The following is a 17600-nucleotide window of genomic DNA, read 5'->3' as shown; positions in this document are numbered from 1 at the left end:
CGCTAGCGGCCGAGATGGGCGCCCATGCCGGCCAATTCCCGAACTCTGGTCATTGGCCCGCCCGGGCCCCGGCAGTGGTCGGAGCCCGGGGCGGGCCAGGTCGGTGCCGGCCGTTCGCCGGTCAGTCCCGGTCGAGGATGGCGCCGAGGACCCAGGTCACGATGCTCACGAAGAGGGCACCGAGCACGGCTGCCGGCCAGAAACCGTCCACCGTGAACGGCAGCCCGGCCTGGTCGGCGATCCAGCTCGTGAGCAGGAACAGCAGTCCGTTCACCACCAGCGCGATGAGACCCAGGGTCAGTAGGTAGAAGCCACAACCGACGGTCTTGATGATCGGCTGGAGAACCGCGTTGACCACGCCGAAGATCACCGCCACCAGGAGCAGCGTGGTCAGCGTCTCGCCGGTGGAGTTCGACTCCAGAGAGATGCCCGGAATGAGGAGTGTGGCCAGCCAGAAAGCCAGCGCTGTGCTGGCCAGCCGAATCAGCAGACCTTTCAGAAAACCCATGGCGGGGATCGTGCCACGGACCGCGCACCGACGTAACCCGGCAGTTGACCATCCTGGCGGATCAGCCGCGCGTCGGCCGCCCGATCAGTTGCGACTCGATCGGAGTGGGTGAGAGCAGCGCCCAGCGCAGCGCCCGGCGGTTGACCACGGCCACCATGTCGTCCCGGATCCGGGTCAGCCACTCGGCCGAGCCGCCCAGCCCCAGCGCAGCGCCGGCCAACGTGGCTTCGGCGGCGCTCAACGGCTGGAGCACCGCCAGGTCGGCCCGGCTCAACGCGTCCACGTCCGCTGGAGTCAGCTCGTCCCGTACGACCAGAGTTGCCCTCCACGGCGGGCCCGGCTCGGCTTCGGCCGACACCGGTCCGGAGTCGACGACCAGCAGCAACGGACGCAGCGCGGTGCCCACCCCGTCGGCGACCGGTCGACCCGGTGGGATCAACGGGATCGTCCCGCCCGGCGCGCCCACCCCCCGGACGAACGGCTCCCAGGCGCGCGGCCGTGCGGTCTGCACCACCACGAGGGCACCGAGTGCCAAGGCACGCAAGGCCACCAACTGGGCGGCACGCACCCCGCCGACCAGCAGCACCCGGGTGCTCTCCGGCCGGAACAGCCGCACAGTGACGGCCCCGCCGCTCCGGTTCGTGCCGACCATCATTCCCGCGTCGCCCAGGGTCAGTGCCCAGTCGTCCATCGCAGGGCGCAGCTGCGCCCCGGGTGCGGCCAGCGCCAACGGCAGTGTGGCGGCCAAACCGCCCAGGTGCGCGCCGTCGAGCCGCTGCAGCTCACCTCCCAGGCCGGTCACCAGGCGGTCCAACGCCTCGGTGGCCGCGGCCAGCTCGGTCGCCGTCCAGGCGGCCACCCGGACGGTCAGCTCGGTCGGCACTCCGAGGGCGCCGGTGATCGGCGACGGACCCGCAGAGATCGACACTGTCGTCGCGGTCGCCGGCAGCGCGAGCAGCCGGGGCACCAGCCGCTGTCCACCCGTACCGCCCGCAGGCGGCCACTGGATCAGTCGGAAGGTGGCCTGGACCAGGGTGCCGGACCGGAGCGTCGGCCAGGACTCCCGTACCGGATGACCGTCGTGGTGGGCCAGTTCGCCCAGGACGCGCAGCGCCGCGGGTACGCCGAGCGGGCGCGCGGTCAGCGACCCCAGCCGGCGGACGATCCGGCGGACCGTGCCGGCGAGCACGCGGCGCAGATCCTCCTCAGACCAACCGTCCACCCGCAGCACCCGGACCGCCACCACCGCCCGCTCCCGCCCGGCGAGCCGTCCGTCGGTGAGCTGCCGGTACGAGGTGCCGACCGTGCCACCCGCGGCGGGCACCGGCGCCGGTGCTCCCGCGAGCAGCAGTTGGACCCGCAGCGGGGGCACTTCCGGCCCGGCCGGGGGCAGCAACGCGGACGGCGCGGGGATCGTCCGGGACGCGTCGCCGAGCAGGTCGCCGGGGTCGCCGAGCTCCAGTAGCGCCACCAGGCCCGTGGTGTCCTCCAGCACCGCCGCCGGCCCGCCGGTCAGCTCCGTCGACCGGATGACGGTGCCCGGAGCGACCAGGTCGAGCAGTTCGGCCGCTCCGGCCGGCCCGGCCAGCGCCCGACGACGCGTCAGGTGCCCGACGGCGGTGCCCAGCCACTCGAAGAGCCACCGGCCCCGGACCCGGACCCAGGCGGCCGCCACCAGCAGCACGGCCACCAGCACGGCCGCTGCGGTGACCGGTGCGGCCCGGCCGAGCGCGGTGAGGACGAGCGCCGCTGCGACCTGCGCGGTGACCAGTTGGCCGGCCCGCACTCCCTCGCCCGCGCGCCGACCGAACGAGGCCCAGCGGCCGAAGGGCGAGCGGGGAAGAACTGTGCCGTCGGCTGAGCCCAGGCCGCGGTCGGCAGAACCATCCGGCCCGCCTGGACCGCTTGGCCCGCCTGACCAGCTCGGCCCGCTCGGCCCGAGTGCTCGCGGCACGGGGTTCGGTCCGGACCCGACCGGGGTCGCCGGGTGCGGCCCTCCGGAGGTGATCGCCGGCACCGCGCCTCCTCGACCAGTGGGGACCGTGTCGGGCGGCCGGCCGCCCTCGGACGGCCCGTCACGCGCCGCGACGTGGCTGCGGCACATCGTAAGCGACCGATGGCTGTCGTGGTTGTCCACAGGGGAGGTGTGTGGGGTAGCAGAACCGCTACCCGGCCGCTACCGTCAGCCACGAAGTTCATCGCTGACCCGCGTCTCAGTGCTCGATGACCGGGCCAAGCGAACGACGCGTCCCCAGAGCGGGCGCGTCGACGGCCAGGTGCGATCAGAGAGATGAGGTGACGTCCTGGTGTCCCAGACCCAGGCAGAAGCAGCGGTGATGCACCAGACAGCCGCGAAGTTCGAGCAGGTGGACCAGTCGTTGCAGTCCATGCTGACCGGCCTGCTGGCCGAGTTGGAGGTGTTGCAGCAGGCCTGGCGTGGTGCCGGTGGCCGGTCGTTCGAGCAGGTCAAGCAGCAGTGGTCACAGGACCAGGCGGCATTGCACCGGGCGCTGCGCGAGACCGCCGGCGCGGTCCGCACCGCCGGCCGGCAGTACAACGTCTCCGACGACGAGGTGGCCAGCCGGGTGGCCGGCACCAACCGCGGCGGCATCCAGCTGCCGCTCTGATCCCGCTCGGGAGGGGAATCCGATGGACCATGGTGTGCTGGTCGTCAACTTCGCCGCGCTTCAGCAGGCCGGCGCGGACATCCAGAAGGCGTTGAAGACACTCGACTCGCAGCTCGGCCAACTCGAACGTGATGCCGCCCCGCTGGTGGCGAGCTGGACGGGCGAGGCCCGACAGGCCTACGAGCAGCGGCAGGCGCGGTGGCGGTCCGCCTCGCAGGACCTCCAGGCGATGCTGCGTGACATCAAGTTGGCGGTGGACGATTCCGCCACCGACTACCTGGACACCGAAAAGAAGAACACCGGGCTGTTCCAGTGACCGCGGTGGGCCGGGAGCGCTGACCGTGGCCGGGTCGGCGCCCCGACCTCTGCGGGTCGGCGGTCACGGCAATGGGCCGGCGGGGTCAGGCCTGGTCGGCCGGGCGCCAGCGTCGGCGGGCACCGCGGGGCAACACCAGGGCGAACAGCGCCACGGTGGCCGCCGTCGTGCCGACCACCGCACCGATCAGCAGGGCCCGGTCCCGCGCGATCGCCCGGCGGGCCTGGCGGGCGAGCACTGCCGGGTCGGCCCGGTCGTCGGCGAGTGCGGCGGCCGGGCGAGGGTCGGTCGCTCGACCGCCGCTGGTCTCGGTGACCGCCCGGTACGGGTTCAGCACGCCGGCGCCGTACCCGCCGTGGCTCGCGCCAGGAGCGGGATCGGCGGTGGCGATGATCCGTTCCATTACCTGGGTGGCGGTCAACTCGGGCCGATACTCGCGCACCAACGCAGCGGTGGCGGCCACGAACGGTGCCGCGTAGCTGGTGCCCTCGACCCGGTGGTGACCCGCACCGGGTGCGGCGGTCAGCACCTCACTGCCCGGTGCGACCAGGTCGACGTACGAACCGGTCTGCGAGAAGGTCGCCCGCCCACCGTCCGCGCCGATCGCCCCCACGCCGAGCACCCCGTCGTAGCCGGCGGGGAACGGTCGGGGATCCCCGCTGTCGTGCAGGTTGCCGGCGGCGGCCACCAGCACCACGTCCCGGTCGACCGCGTACCGCACGGCCGAGCGGACTTCCGGATCGTCCGCGTACAGCACCACGGACAGGTTCACCACGTCGGCGTCATGGTCGACGGCCCAACGGATGGCCCGGGCGAATTCGTCGGCGGTGACCGTACGCCCCGACTCCCGCCCCTGCACCACCTGCTGCTCACTCACCCGCACCGGCAGAATCCGGGCACCCGGAGCCAGGCCGCGGAAGGCGACTCCGGGGCGGGGTGCCGCCGCGATGATGCTCGCCACGCCGGTGCCGTGCCCGGCGCAGTCCCGACTGCCGTCCCCACCGGGGTCGAGCAGGTCGGTGCCGGCCAGCACGCGCCCGGCCATCTGCGGGTGCATCCGGTCCACCCCGGAGTCGACCACCGCGACGGTCACCCCGGCGCCAGTGGCCAGTGGCGCGAGCCGGGCGGGGTCGTACCGTTGCTGCGGCCAGGGCACGGCCGTGACCGGCCGGACGGGGGCGAGCGCGGTCGCGCAGGCCGGTGCCGCCCGGAGGCTGCCGGCGGCGGCGGCGGTTGGGAGGGCCGGTACGGTCAGCAGGCTGACGGCCAGACCTGCGAGGACCGGGCGCATGATCGACCGGGACATCGACAGCCTCCGTATCGTGTCGGCTCCGGGACGGGATGTTATCGCCTCGCCCTCGCCAGGGCAGACCGCCGATGGCCAGCAATTGTGATCTTGGTACCACCTTGTAGGTTGTACGCGATACCTGTGGCCTGTTCTCGGAAGGGGAGGTGGCCGTGACCGAATGGGAGCCGGCCACGGAGGCCGAGGTGGCGATGCGCGACGCGCTGCGCGCCAACGATCAGGAGCTCTACTTCCGGCTCCTGTCCCGCACCGATCTGTTGTTGCCGGTCTCCGCGCCGGCGCAGCCCGGCCAACCACCTGCCGGCTGGGGCACCTGGACCACCGGTGGTCGGACGCACGTGCTGGCCTTCACCTCCGCCGCCGCACTGCGGGCCTGCCTGGGAGAGCACCCCGGCAGCAACCGCCGCATCCCCTTCGCCGACCTCGCGGTCAGTTGGCCCAACGACGAGTGGTGGCTCGCCGTCAACCCGGGTCTGCCGGTCGAGGGCTACCTGCCGGCCTGGTTCGTGTCGCAACTCTCCCGGGGTGACGTGCGGCTGCCCGGTCGCGCCATGGGTGCCCGCGCCCGCCTGGAACGGGTGGAGAACCTGGCCCGCACCCGGACCGGCACGCCCGGCCGGGACGCCGCGCCGGCCGCTGGATCGCCTCCCGCAACGAGTGCGGCGTCGGCCGGCCCCGACCCGACCCCGCCCGCCCCGATCCCGCCTCGGCGGCCCGCGCGGGGTGCGGTGCCCCGGGTGAGCGCCCCGTCGGCGCCGGGCACGGCGTCCCCGACGCCCGGCCCCGTTGAGCCGTCGCGCCGATCCGGTGCGGAGGACATGCCCGCCGCCGGTCAGCGACACCCGACCGACCCGCCCCGACCCGGCGCCTCGGGCCCCGGCGCCCTGCCCCGCTCGGGCCGGCCGTCCCGGTTCGCACCGTCGGCGCCCTCCGACCGTCCTCGTGTCGGTCCGGCCGATCAATCGGGCCCGGGTGCGGGCTGGCCGGCAGCTAATCGGCCGGGCGACGTCGACGGCCTGGCCGCCGGCAACGGCAACGGCGGTCCCGAGGCCGCTCGGCGCTCCTTCTTCGAACCATCGTCCGGGCGGGATCGGGCATCCGACCCAACGCCGGGCGGAGGTCGTTCCGGCGACCGTGCCGCCCCACCGACCCGGTTCGGGCCAGGCAGCCAGCCCTTCCCACGCCGCCGTCCGGCCGACGAGACCGCTACGCGGGCCTTTCCGATGACGGATCCCGACACCACCCGGCCGCTGCGGCAGCCGGCGGGCGACCTCGGCGCGTCCCGAAAGGTACGAGCACCGGCACCCGACGAGCAAGCCACCCAGCCCCTGCCTCCACGACGGCCCGACCCGCTGGCAGAGGAGCCGACCCGCGCCTTCCGGATGACCGGTGAGCCTCCGGCCAGGGCGGCGGGCCGGCCCAGCCCTCAGGCGGATGAGACTCAGGCGATCCGGCGCGACCGGCCGAGCCGATTCGGGCCGGTGGAGGAGCTGCCCGCGTCCGTCGCGGAACCGGTGTCCGGCCCGCCCGCGCCGCGCCGCGGCTTCACGCCCATCGTCATCGAGGGCACCATCATCGAGTCCCGCGACCTCACCGACCCGGTCGAGACCAGCGGCCCGGTCGACGCGGCCCGGCGGCCCAGCCCCGCCGAGGCCCCTTCGCCATCGTTCGGCTCGGCGACCTCCGGTCCGGGCCTGTTCGGTCCGTCGTCGTTCAGTCCGGGCCGGGCAGGTCCCTCGTCGTTCAGCCCCAGTCAGCCCGGTCCAGGCCCGTCCGCTCCGCGCCCCTCCGCACCGGACGAGACCGGCCGCACCGGCGGTGACCTGGGCGGTGGCAGTTCGGCCGGTGGTGGTTCGGGCGGTGGCGGCTCGTCGGTCGGAGTGACCGGCGTGGATCGGGCCGGCAGCGATTTTGGCGGCGTACCGGTCAACGCGGACCTCGGCGGGCAACCACCGCGACCCGACGCTCACAGCAACCCGGTGCCGGCGCAGCCCGCCGCCGACGTCAGCGGCGAGGACACGATCGCGGACGGCGACGGGCAGCGACCGCCGACCGCCGAGCCGGCGCCGGTCGAGTTCGAGCCGGCCAACACGGTCGAGGAAGACCTGCTCGGCGCCGCCGGTTCCGGCAGCACGGACACGTTCCTGTCCACCCTGCTGCTGGCCCGGGTGCTGCTGCCGGCGGCACCGGAATCGACGCGGGGGAGTCGCCCCGGGGATCCGGGCTTCGTCTGGCGTACGGGGCAGCTCGACGGCGAGACGTACGTGGTGGTCTACACGTCGCCGGAGCGTCTCGCCGACCATGCCGAGGGTGACGTCGACACGGTCCGGGTGAAGTTCGCCCAACTGATCCGGCGCTGGCCGGACGAGGACTGGTCGTTCGCCGTCAACCCGGGCACCCCGGTCGGTGCCAAGTTGCCCGGGGAGCAGATCGTCGCGTTGGCCAACTGGGCCGCCGAGGTGGGGCTCGGTGACGACCTGGAGGTGGACCCGGAGGAGGCGCCGGCCGTGGCGGAGCCCGCCGCCCGCCCCCGGTACGCCCCAGCGGTGGTCGACCCGACCCGACCGACGGTCATGCAGAAGGCGATCGCGCCCAGTCAGCTCGCGTACTACCTGGATCGGGGGTACGACCGGGTCTCCGGCTTCGTGCACCGGGCCGGTGAACTGGCCCACCTGACCACTCCGGCTCAGGTGCACGACGCACTCGGCCTCAGCTACCCCGGTTCGCCGTTCGCCCGGGACGCCGAGGAGATCTACGTGCTGCGCTGGCCGGCGCACCGGCCGAGCCTCTACCGGATCCCGTACGGCGGTCAGAACGAGCCGGCGATGCGGGCCATGGAGGGCTGGGTCATCGAGCGTCCGCCATTCCGGGGCAACGGCTTCGCCCCGGGCGAGAGCAGCGACGTGGTGGCGGAGTTCAAGGTGGACAGCGCGCGCCTCCCGCACGGCACACAGCTCTGGCGGATCGGCGCGGACGGCACCGAGCGGGTGGTCGCGAAGCTCGACACCGACGCGGTGGTCTGGCGACGGGTCGGTGAGGCGTGATGCGCGATGGATACGTGGCCCGTTGGCAGGGCCGGGAATACCAGGCCAGCCCGGACGGCGACGACATCCGCCTCTACCAGCCCGAGCCGGGCGAGGGCTTCGAGGAGATCCGCGCGGGCCGGTATGTCCGAGTGCTGCCGGCGAGCGAAATCGAGGATCTGGCGTACGTGCGGACCACCTGCACCTGGCAGGGGCAGCCGTTCATCGTGCTCGGTGAGCACGACGCCTGGCTGCGGGTCGAATACACCGGTGGCCGCTGGCCGGTGGCTGAGACGATGCGGCTGGAGGTCTTCGACTTCGGCGTCTACCAGGGTTGGGCACCGGCCGCCGAGGTCACCGACCTACGGGAGCAGCGGGTCTGACCGATCAGGTCTTGGCCCAGCGCAGGATTTCGCCGAGCACCAGCTCCGGTGCCTCCAGGTGCGGAAAGTGCCCCACCCCGTCGAGCAGCCGCCACTCGTACGGGGCGACGACGTAGCGGCCGGAGCCCAGGGCGGTCCGCGGCAGGGAGGCGACGTCCAGAGCGCCGTGCAGTTGCAGGGTCGGCGTGGACAGCGGCTTCTGCATCTGGCGGACGAACCGGTAGCCCTGGAGCCGCAGCAGCGAGCGGAACGCCCAGCGGTACCCCTCCAGCGCGCAGAACGCGGCCTGGGGGATGCACATGGCCTCCCGGCACCGCTCGGCGTACGCCTCGAAGTCCGGCCCGGCCACCCAGCGTGGCCCGCCCCAGCGGTGCAGGATCTCCGCGACGGCCGCCGCGCCGTCCCGGGTCAGCACGTGCTCGTAGCGGGGTAGCTGGAACTTCAGCGCCGGGGTGGAGGCGGCGAACTGCCCGCGCGGGTCGGCGAAGATGCCGGCGCGCAGCCGCAGCGGGTGCGGCGCCCCCAGCACCACGAGCCGGCGGACCAGGGACGGGTGGAACGAGGCCACCGTCCAGCCCACCATGCCGCCGACGCCACTGCCGACGATCGTCGTCGACCGCTCACCGAGCGCCCGGATCAGCCCGGCGATGTCGGCGGCGAGGGTGTAGCCGTCGTACCCCCGGGGTGGTTTGTCGCTGGCGCCGTAACCGCGCAGGTCGACGGCGACCGCCCGGAAGCCGGCGTCGGCGACCGCCGGCAGCATCTGGTGCCATGCCCACCAGTGCTCCGGGAAGCCGTGCAGGAAGAGCACCATCGGGCCGGTGCCGGCCTCGACCACGTGGAACCGGGTGCCGTTGGCGCCGACGAAGCGGTGCGTCCACGGCCCCTCGGTGAGGACGCGGGACTCGTCGACGGCTCCGCCGCGCTGGTCGGTCATGCGCCCAGCCTAGGGCCCCTGGCACAGGATGCGGTCCGGGCCGTCCGGCGTGGCCGCTGCTCAGCCCGACACGGTACGACGGCTCACTGCGACACGATGCTCATCGGGAGGCCCGGCCCGCAGTTGATGCGAGCTCGCGCGATGGTGATCCGCAGCGTGACGAAGCTCCCGGCCCGCAGCTCGCCGGCGTCCGGACCGTGCAGCGCGTACTCGGTGCCGTCCTCGGCGACGAGCCCGTAGCAGGGGCCGGTTCCGCCCCGGGTGACGGTGCCACTGACCAGGTCGGTCTGCCGCAGGTCGCTGGGTGGGCTCGGCTTGACGACGGGTGGGCGCATCGTCGGCGGCTCGGTGGCGGACAACGGCGGCCGGGCTCGCGACGCGGTGGCGGCCGGTGCTGGCGGGCTGCTCGGCTCCGGCGATGGCGTCGGGGTCACGCTCGGCGTGGGCGCGATGGTGGACGGGGTGGGTCGGTCCTGGGGTGGCGTACCGCCGTCCCCGGTGCTGGCGCACGCGACCATCGTCAGCAGCGGGATGAGCAGGAGCAGGGCACGGGGGGCTGTGGGCACGCCTCTTCGACGCTGGTCGTGACGCCCTGGTTCCGGCGGACCGCGGTGCTCAGTACTGGGGCGGCCGGCAGCGAGCCTCGGAAACGGCAACGGCGCCCGGGGAATCCCGGGCGCCGCTGCCGTCTACTGCTGAAGAAACTAGGAGATACGGATCTTCATCGCGGTGCCGTCCTGCTCCAGAACCTTGATCTTGACACCGGCTGCGGGGAGCGTGACGCCGTGGTTCGGCAGCTCCGCGTAGAAGTACTTCTTGGTGTCGTCGAACAGCGGCTCGGCAGCCTGGCCACGGATGTACTGCGGCTGGCTGTTGAGGTGCAGGGTGAACGAGTCGGCCTTCTTGAGGCTGAACGGTGCGTCGTACACCTGGACGCGGGCGCGCCACGGAGCGCCGGTCAGGTTGTAGATCGGGCGCGGGTGCGCGTCGATGTACAGGTTGCGACCCTCACCCGGGTGGGCGACCGTGTTGTTGTCGGTCCAGCGGGTGTTCCAGTACGAGATGAGCAGGCCCTCCTGGTACGCGTAGTGGTCCACCCAGTCCGGGCGGGTGTTCGCGTAGCCGAAGAAGTACGGGCCGGTCTTCAGGTACTTGTCGTACGAGACGTACGACCGGTTGCCGGCGATGTAGAAGTTGTCGAACAGGCGGGTGTACGTCGCGCCGACGGCCTCCCAGCCCTTGAGCGCCCACCCGGCGTCCGTCTCGGCGCCGTCACTGAGCACCGTCTGGCCGTCAGCCGTCACGGTGATCGCGTCGCCGAAGAAACCGCCCTCGGAGACGCCACCGTCGGTGACGTAGTGCAGGCGAACCTGAGCGACCTTGCCGGCGATCGAGGTGAGCGGGATGTTGATGTCCGCCCACGCGCCGTTGCTGCTGCCGTCGAGGGCCGGTCGGTTGGCGCCGTCGACGCCGATCGGCTGGCCGTTGACGGTGCCGTCCAGGTCACTCCAGGTCTGCCCACCATCGGTGGACGCCTCGAAGTAGAGGTAGTCGTATCCCTCCTCGATGGCGTACTTGCCCTTGAGGGACATCGAGGCAGCCGACTTGCCGGTGAGGTCGAACGTCCTCGTCATGGTCTGGTTGAGGTCGTCGTCGTTACCGGAGAAGTACTGCTTCGCGCCTTCGAATGGTGCGCCGTAGTTGAACGTGTATTCCTTCTGGGGCAGCACGACCACGGCGGCCTGTGCTTCCTTCGAGTTGTACTCCTGCGGGCCGAGCTTCAGCGTGCGCTTGTCCCCGGCCACGATCACCTCGTAGTCGAGCCAGCCGAGCTGGAGCTTGTTCCACGCGCCGAGGTCGCCGCCACGGTCGCCGATGCCCACGTCGTTCTTGGCACCGAGCCGGCTCTGGGCCATCAGGGTCCAGTGCTCGTTGTTGTTGTCCGCCGGTCCGTAGTCGTCCGGCAGGCCCAGGTCGTGGCCGTACTCGTGGTAGAAGACGCTGCGGCCGCCGTTTTCCGGCTGGATCGTGTAGTCGCGGATCCAGACGCCGGTGTTGCCGATCTGGGTGCCGCCGATCGGGAAGTTCGGCGGGCCGACGGGCGAGCTGTTGAAGGCCGACCAACGGTGGCTCCAGATGGCGTCCTCACCCTGCTGCGGGTCACCGTCGGCCTGGTCGCCGCCGGAGTGGACGATCTGGAAGTGGTCGATGTAGCCGTCCGACTCGTTGAAGTCGCCGTCACCGTCGAAGTCGAACCGGTCCCACTGGTCGAAGGACTTCATCTCCGTGGCGATCTGCGCGTCCGTCCGGCCCTTGGCCTTCTGGTCGACGACCCACTGGTTCGCGGCGTCGCGGATCAGAGCCCAGGTGTTCGAGCAGACGTTGTCGCCGCAGACGGCGGGGTCGCCGGTCGGGTCGTCGTCGGCCTTCGGGTCGTCGGAGCGACCGTAGCGGGCCTCGTTGTACCGGACCTTCACCCAGTCGGTCACCTCACCCTCGACGGTGTAGCGACCCGAGGACTGTGCCTCGTAGTACTGCTTGAGCGACTCGTCGCCCGGGTTGGTGCCGAAGTAGACCTGGCGGAAGTGCTCCGGGCTGAAGTCCGGCTGCCAGATGGTGGAGTTGTCCACGGCCCGGTTGGGCTCCGGGATCTTGTTGTGCAGCGGCCCCTCGAACGTCGCCGGACCGGCGATGCCCGGGTTCATGTCCTTGTCCGGGTAGGACGGGTGCCGCTCGTCACCGAACTCGGCCAGGATCACGAAGATCTTGTCGGTCCGCTCACGCTTGAGCTCGACGTACTGGTCCTTGGTCTTCTTCGCGCCAGCGGCGGAGCGGGCGTTGACGCCCGTCCCGCTCGTCTCGCCGACCTTGACAACCGTGCTTCCGTTGCGCTCGATCGGCTTGCTGCGACCGCTCAGCACGTCGCTGAGACCCTGCTGAAGCATCGCGCGGCGCTTGTCCTCGAGCTTGTCGGGGAGTTCGTCCTTCAGCGCCTGCGGTTCGGCAGCAGTCGGTGCTGCTGCCGGCAGTTTGGGCGCAGGCGCCGCCGAGGCGGACGGGCCGAAAGCCAGGCCTGTCGCCGTCAGTGAGAGCCCGAGCAGACCCACTGCGACTTTGCGCACGTGGTACCTCCGGTGTGAGGGAACCGGCCCAACGGGGGTACGGGCCGGTGGGAGATCGATCCCACTAGTGGGACCAATGGTGAACATAGACACTGCTGGGACGGGTGGGAAGACGCACGCGTCGATTTGTTGCAAGATTTTGTTGGGAATGCTTTTCACCGTCACACACCCGCGCTTCATCAGCCACGTTGACCAGCGAGGACCCGACGCGGGCGTATACAACGACACTTTTCGATCGACGTGATCGCACATACGACAGTGGGGCCGGTGGCGTCTCCGCCACCGGCCCCACCGACACCGCTGTTGTCAGATACCGCTCAGCAGAACTGTCACTTCTTCGCCGGGGTGACGAAGATCGTGGCGGACGAGTTGTCCCGCGCGGCCTTCTTGATGGTGAGCGAGACGCCGTAGTTCACGCCCTGGTCGCCGGGGTTGCCGGTGCCCAGCACGATCGCGCCGCCGCCCAGGGTCACGCCGTAGAACTCCGGAGCCGGGCTGCCGTCCGGGTGGGTGACCCGGGTGGTGTACGGCGCGTTGTTGCGCGACGGCAGGACCACCGACGCGTCGTTGTCCCGGGCGTACGCAGCACCGTCGCGCATCTCGATGCCCGGGTACCAGCCCTTGGCGTCAGTGAACGCCTTCACCGGCGGCTGCCCCTTGAACCTGGTGCAGTACGCGCTGTACGGCTCGTCCGCCGCCTCCAGGCACTCGGTGAAGGGGTACGTGCGCTGCAACGTGAAGGCCGCGTTCGACGACTGCGGACGGCTGGGCAGGTTGTCCGTCACCGACGGGTCCTTCTCGGCCGCCGTGCCCGTGCGGCGGTACGGGTCGAAGTGCGAGTCGACGATGAGCAACCCGCCCTTCGCACCGTAGCTGGGCAGCGCGGTCATCTGCCCGGTGACGTGGTTGACGTCCCCGAGAGCGCTGTCCCGGTACCAGACCAGCATGCCCGGTGCGTTGTAGGAGATCCGGTCGACCTTCCACGCGTCGTGCGAGTAGATGGTGTCGTAGGCGTACTTCAGGCCCTCGTCGAAGCCGTCGAAGTTGCGCCACTCCGCCAGGTAGAACTGGGCGTGGACCTCGGTGCCGCTGGAGACCTTCCAGCCCCCGCCGGTGGTGTCCACGAAGGTGCCGCCGGTAGCCGTCCAGCCGTTGGCGCCGCCCTCGACGTCGTCACTCCACGTGGTGGCGCCGCCGCCGGTGACCGAGAAGTCGTCGGCGAACCAGTTGCGCTCCTCGAACGCCTCGTCGGTGGCCTGGCGCAACCGCAGCTGCACGGTCGTGCCGGCGTACGCCGACAGGTCGACGTAGTCGTGCCGCCAGCCGTTGGTGCTGCCGGTCAGGCCGTACTTCTTGCCGCCGAAGTCGTTCATCCGGCCGTTCGGGTCCGGGTAACCGTCCGGCGTGGTGACCACGGTGCCGGCCTCGTTGTACACCTTCTGCTCGGTCCAGGACGTGCCGCCGTCGGTCGAGAGCTCGACGAAGCCGTAGTCCCAGTCCTGCTCGATGATGTAGTTGTTCCACATCCAGAACTTCGAGTCCGCGGCCGCCGGCACGTCGACCGAGCGGCTCAGCTTGACGTCTGCCCACTCCTGGTCGTTGTTGCTGTGCCACATCTTCGTGCCGCTGTGCGGCGTGGCCAGCGTGGTCACCTTGTCCGGCAGGTCGACCTTGATGCCGTCCTCGGAGTCGATCGGGGTCCGCGACGTCTGGCCGAGCTTCACCTCGCGGGGGTTCGACCCGGGGCGAATGGTCAGCGGGTCGGCCCAGCCGAGCACCCACTTGTCCCAGATGCCCATGTGCGTCGGCAGCGCCTGGAAGATCTCACCCGAGTGCGAGCCCGAGGCCATCAGGTCCCAGAAGTCCACGTCGGAGTCGGCGTTGCCGGACGTGTCGTAGAGGTCCGGCAGGCCCAGGTCGTGGCCGAACTCGTGGGCGAAGACGCCGACACCGGCGTCCTCCGGCTGCACGATGTAGTTCGAGGCCTTGATGTTGGTGCCCGGGATGGTGTAGCCACCGGTGACCGTGGAGGAGTGCGCCCAGACGGCGTACACACCCTCGGCGCCACCGCCGCGCGACTTGCCCTGACCGGCGTGCACCAGCACGAGGTGGTCGATCACACCGTCCGGCTCGAAGACGTTGCCGTCACCGTCCCGGTCGGCCTGGTCCTCGATGTCGTAGTCGGCCCAGGGGAAGGTTGGGTCCTTCGCGACGAGCGCGTCGATGGCGTCGGTCGCCAGTCGGCCCGCGCCGGCCGGGTTGTCCGGGTGGCCGTTCATCGACTGCTCACGGCCGGGGACCCAGGCGCCGGTCTCGTCCTGGAAGCAGCGGTTGGCGGCGTACCAGCCCTCCGAGTGCGGCACGGTGATCCACGGGCTGGCCTGCCCGTCCACCGTGTACGCGTTCTTGGACATCTCCAGGTACATGTTGTGCATGGTGCGACCGGTGAGATCGACACCCTTCTTGCCGTCGGGGCCCCGCAGGTCGGTGCGGACCCGCTCGGTGATGCCCTTCTTGCTGTAGAGCATCTTGTTGTAGTGCGTCGGCGAGAAGTTCGGCACCCACATCGAGTTGTTGTCCTCGTGGGGCAGGGTCGCCGGGTTCGGGATGTTGTTGTGCTTCGGGCCGTTCTGGACGGTGCCGGGCACGCAGGTCCGGTCCTCGAAGACCGTCTTGGGGACCATCACGCCGGTGAAGTCGTCGTTGGCCTTGTCGTTGAACTCGACCAGCAGCGTCAACAGCTTCGCCGTCTGCGTGGTCGGCGCCTTCTTGAACTTACGGGGGTTCTGGCCCGTCTTGATCGACTTGGCCTCGTCCTTGGCCAGCTGCCGCGCGGTCACCGGGTTGCCCCGGGCGTGCTTCTGGTCGAACGCGCGCGCGGACTCCGCGGCAGGGGTGTAGACGCCACCCTTGCCCTTGACCTCACGGCCGGTGGTGTCCGGCTGCACCTCGGGCTCGGCGTAGTTGATGTAGTGCTCGTCCGCCCCGATCACCGCCCGGGGGGTGCTGGACGACGACTGGGCGGCCGCGCTGCCACTCACGGTCAGTGACGTGGCGGCGAGGGCGATGACGGGCAGCGCGACGAGTAGTCGTCGGCGCGACCTCGTTGGGGAGTTTTTGTTCATGCCACTCCGTTTCTCGGGCAGAGGACGTCGGCCGGATCAGGGGTGCGCTGAAGCGCATCGAGACCGCCCGACCAGCGTGAAACTAAATGACAAACATCCCGTACGGCGGGATCGTGATCGATGCGTTATGCGTTCGGCCGTTGTGATTCACCGATGTCCCCCGGTCCGGATGGGCGCTGTCGGCGTACCTCCACACAAGACAACGGTGGGTGACGGCCCGTCCGGACCGCCACCCACCGCTGGTGTACGCCTACCGTCAGTCCTCGTCGGACTTCGTGCCGCTCATCCCGGAGGAGATCAGATCCATCACCGACGAGTCCTGCAACGTGGTCACGTCGCCCAACGACCGGTTCTCCGCCACGTCCCGCAGCAGCCGGCGCATGATCTTGCCGGAGCGGGTCTTCGGCAGCTCCGACACCAGCATGATCTGCCGCGGCTTGGCGATCGGGCCGAGCGTCTTCGACACGTGGTTGCGCAGGTCGGCGATGAGCTGCTCACCGGCCTCGCCGACGATGTCCGTGCTGCCACGCGGAATGGCGAACGCGACGATCGCCTGACCGGTGGTGGGGTCGGTAGCGCCGACGACCGCCGCCTCGGCCACCGACGGGTGCGACACCAGCGCCGACTCCACCTCGGTCGTCGAGATGTTGTGCCCGGACACCAGCATCACGTCGTCCACCCGGCCGAGCAGCCAGATGTGCCCGTCGTCGTCCTTCTTCGCCCCGTCCCCGGCGAAGTACATGCCCTCGAACCGCGACCAGTACGTCTCCAGGAACCGGTTGTCGTCACCCCAGATGGTGCGCAGCATCGACGGCCACGGTTCGCGCAGCACCAGGTAACCGCCACCGCCATTGGGCACCGACTGACCCTGGTCGTCCACCACGTCGGCCACGATGCCCGGCAGCGGCGCCATCGCCGAACCCGGCTTGGCTGCGGTCACCCCCGGCAACGGGGAGATCATGATGGCACCCGTCTCCGTCTGCCACCAGGTGTCCACGACGGGCAGCTCGCCCCGGCCGATGTGCTCCCTGTACCAGATCCACGCCTCGGGGTTGATCGGCTCACCGACGCTGCCCAGCAGGCGCAGCGAGGACAGATCGAAGCCGGCCGGGATGTCGTCGCCCCACTTCATCATCGTCCGGATCAGGGTGGGGGCGGTGTAGAGGATGCTCACCCCGTACCGGTCGATGATCTCCCAGAACCGGCCCTTGTGCGGAGTGTCCGGGGTGCCCTCGTACATCACCTGCGTGGCGCCGTTGGAGAGCGGGCCGTACACGATGTAGGAGTGCCCGGTGACCCAGCCGATGTCGGCGGTGCACCAGTAGACGTCCGTCTCCGGCTTCAGGTCGAAGACCGCGTGCGTCGTGTACGACGTCTGGGTGAGGTAGCCGCCCGTGGTGTGCAGGATGCCCTTCGGTCGGGCCGTGGTGCCGCTCGTGTAGAGGATGAACAGCGGGTGCTCGGCGTCGAACGGCTGCGCGGTGTGCTCCGCCGACGCCGTCTCCACCGTCTCGTGCCACCAGTGGTCCTTCTCCGACCAGGCCACCTCTTCGCCGGTGCGGCGGACCACCAGCACGTGCTCCACCGACGGGCAGCTCGCCACCGCCTCGTCCACGGTGGGCTTCAGCGCCGACGGCTTGCCGCGCCGGTAACCACCATCCGCGGTGATCACCACCTTGGCGCTTGCGTCCTGGATCCGGTTGCTCAGCGAGTCGGCGGAGAAGCCGCCGAAGACCACACTGTGCGTGGCGCCGACCCGGGCGCACGCCAACATGGCGACCGCCGCCTCCGGAATCATCGGCATGTAGATGGCCACCCGGTCACCGGCGGTCACCCCCAGATCGGTGAGCGCGTTCGCCGCCCGGCAGGTCAGCTCGTGCAGGTCGGCGTACGTGATGGTGCGGGTGTCGCCCGGCTCGCCCTCCCAGTGGATGGCGACCTTGTCACCTCGGCCCGCCTCGACGTGCCGGTCCAGGCAGTTGTACGCCACGTTGAGCTGCCCGCCCACGAACCACTTCGCGAACGGCGGGTTCGACCAGTCGAGCACCTGGTCCCACTTCTTCGACCAGGCCAGACGCTCGGCCTGCTTCGCCCAGAAGGCGAGCCGGTCGGCCTCGGCCTCGGCGTACGCGTCGATGGTGACGTTTGCGTGCGCGGCGAGTTCGGCCGGCGGGGGGAACTGGCGCGTCTCGTTCAGCAGATTGGCCAATGCCTCGCTCATGCCGTGACTCCTTGTCCTCGGGGTGACCTGCG

The 17600-nt window shown here is 70.9% G+C and carries 12 protein-coding genes; 4 read left to right on the top strand and 8 right to left on the bottom strand.

What is annotated here, in order from left to right; all coding sequences use genetic code 11:
* Nucleotides 1-121: 121 nt before the first annotated feature.
* Both ABZT18_RS14370 and eccE read right to left on the bottom strand, forming a co-directional pair.
* On the bottom strand, nucleotides 122-508 hold the full coding sequence (locus ABZT18_RS14370; RefSeq protein WP_354992677.1) for a phage holin family protein: 387 nt from the start codon (nucleotides 506-508) through the stop codon (nucleotides 122-124).
* Nucleotides 509-569: 61 nt separating this feature from the next.
* Nucleotides 570-2525 carry a type VII secretion protein EccE gene (eccE, locus tag ABZT18_RS14365; protein WP_354992676.1) on the bottom strand — a complete coding sequence of 652 codons (1956 nt, stop codon included), beginning with the start codon at nucleotides 2523-2525 and terminating at the stop codon, nucleotides 570-572.
* Between the two features lie 289 nt (nucleotides 2526-2814).
* Between eccE and ABZT18_RS14360 the strand changes: the two genes are divergently transcribed.
* On the top strand, nucleotides 2815-3135 hold the full coding sequence (locus tag ABZT18_RS14360) for a WXG100 family type VII secretion target (RefSeq protein WP_354992675.1): 321 nt from the start codon (nucleotides 2815-2817) through the stop codon (nucleotides 3133-3135).
* Nucleotides 3136-3157: 22 nt separating this feature from the next.
* A complete protein-coding gene (locus tag ABZT18_RS14355; RefSeq protein ID WP_354992674.1) occupies nucleotides 3158-3451 on the top strand; it encodes a WXG100 family type VII secretion target in 294 nt (97 codons plus the stop codon).
* Nucleotides 3452-3536: 85 nt separating this feature from the next.
* Here ABZT18_RS14355 and mycP read toward each other — a convergent pair whose 3' ends face one another.
* Complete coding sequence (mycP, locus tag ABZT18_RS14350; RefSeq protein ID WP_354992673.1) at nucleotides 3537-4757, bottom strand: type VII secretion-associated serine protease mycosin; 1221 nt, start codon at nucleotides 4755-4757, stop codon at nucleotides 3537-3539.
* 152 nt (nucleotides 4758-4909) lie between these two features.
* On the opposite strand from mycP, the gene ABZT18_RS14345 reads away from it, so the two are divergent.
* Together ABZT18_RS14345 and ABZT18_RS14340 are read left to right on the top strand one after the other, a co-directional pair.
* Complete coding sequence (locus tag ABZT18_RS14345; RefSeq protein WP_354992672.1) at nucleotides 4910-7801, top strand: SseB family protein; 2892 nt, start codon at nucleotides 4910-4912, stop codon at nucleotides 7799-7801.
* Complete coding sequence (locus ABZT18_RS14340) at nucleotides 7798-8163, top strand: hypothetical protein (RefSeq protein ID WP_354992671.1); 366 nt, start codon at nucleotides 7798-7800, stop codon at nucleotides 8161-8163. Before ABZT18_RS14345 ends, ABZT18_RS14340 begins: the two co-directional genes overlap by 4 nt.
* Nucleotides 8164-8167: 4 nt before the next feature.
* On the opposite strand, the gene ABZT18_RS14335 is transcribed toward ABZT18_RS14340, so the two are convergent.
* From ABZT18_RS14335 to acs, 5 genes are all read right to left on the bottom strand, one after another.
* Nucleotides 8168-9100 (bottom strand): alpha/beta hydrolase, encoded by a 933-nt coding sequence (locus tag ABZT18_RS14335; protein WP_354992670.1) that lies wholly within the window; start codon nucleotides 9098-9100, stop codon nucleotides 8168-8170.
* A gap of 83 nt (nucleotides 9101-9183) precedes the next feature.
* Nucleotides 9184-9666, bottom strand: a complete 483-nt coding sequence (locus tag ABZT18_RS14330) for a hypothetical protein (RefSeq protein ID WP_355251500.1) — start codon at nucleotides 9664-9666, stop codon at nucleotides 9184-9186.
* 138 nt (nucleotides 9667-9804) lie between these two features.
* Nucleotides 9805-12207 (bottom strand): immune inhibitor A domain-containing protein, encoded by a 2403-nt coding sequence (locus ABZT18_RS14325; protein ID WP_354993108.1) that lies wholly within the window; start codon nucleotides 12205-12207, stop codon nucleotides 9805-9807.
* A 344-nt stretch (nucleotides 12208-12551) separates the two neighbouring features.
* The gene (locus ABZT18_RS14320) at nucleotides 12552-15347 is read right to left on the bottom strand and encodes an immune inhibitor A domain-containing protein (RefSeq protein ID WP_354992668.1); all 2796 of its coding nucleotides are present in this window, start codon (nucleotides 15345-15347) and stop codon (nucleotides 12552-12554) included.
* Between the two features lie 256 nt (nucleotides 15348-15603).
* Nucleotides 15604-17568, bottom strand: a complete 1965-nt coding sequence (gene acs, locus ABZT18_RS14315; RefSeq protein ID WP_354992667.1) for an acetate--CoA ligase — start codon at nucleotides 17566-17568, stop codon at nucleotides 15604-15606.
* Between the last annotated feature and the right edge of the window lie 32 nt (nucleotides 17569-17600).

Origin of the sequence: Micromonospora sp. NPDC005291 (genome assembly GCF_040607415.1) — a bacterium.
Taxonomy (GTDB): Bacteria; Actinomycetota; Actinomycetes; order Mycobacteriales; family Micromonosporaceae; genus Micromonospora.
This window is presented reverse-complemented; position numbering and strand designations above follow the sequence as displayed.

What these genes read in the sequence shown, in the direction of transcription:
- ABZT18_RS14370 (WP_354992677.1), bottom strand. Translation starts at nt 508, where the DNA reads ATGGGTTTTCTGAAAGGTCTGCTGATTCGGCTGGCCAGCACAGCGCTG.
- ABZT18_RS14355 (WP_354992674.1), top strand. Translation starts at nt 3,158, where the DNA reads ATGGACCATGGTGTGCTGGTCGTCAACTTCGCCGCGCTTCAGCAGGCC.
- mycP (WP_354992673.1), bottom strand. Translation starts at nt 4,757, where the DNA reads ATGTCCCGGTCGATCATGCGCCCGGTCCTCGCAGGTCTGGCCGTCAGC.
- ABZT18_RS14335 (WP_354992670.1), bottom strand. Translation starts at nt 9,100, where the DNA reads ATGACCGACCAGCGCGGCGGAGCCGTCGACGAGTCCCGCGTCCTCACC.
- ABZT18_RS14320 (WP_354992668.1), bottom strand. Translation starts at nt 15,347, where the DNA reads ATGAACAAAAACTCCCCAACGAGGTCGCGCCGACGACTACTCGTCGCG.
- acs (WP_354992667.1), bottom strand. Translation starts at nt 17,568, where the DNA reads ATGAGCGAGGCATTGGCCAATCTGCTGAACGAGACGCGCCAGTTCCCC.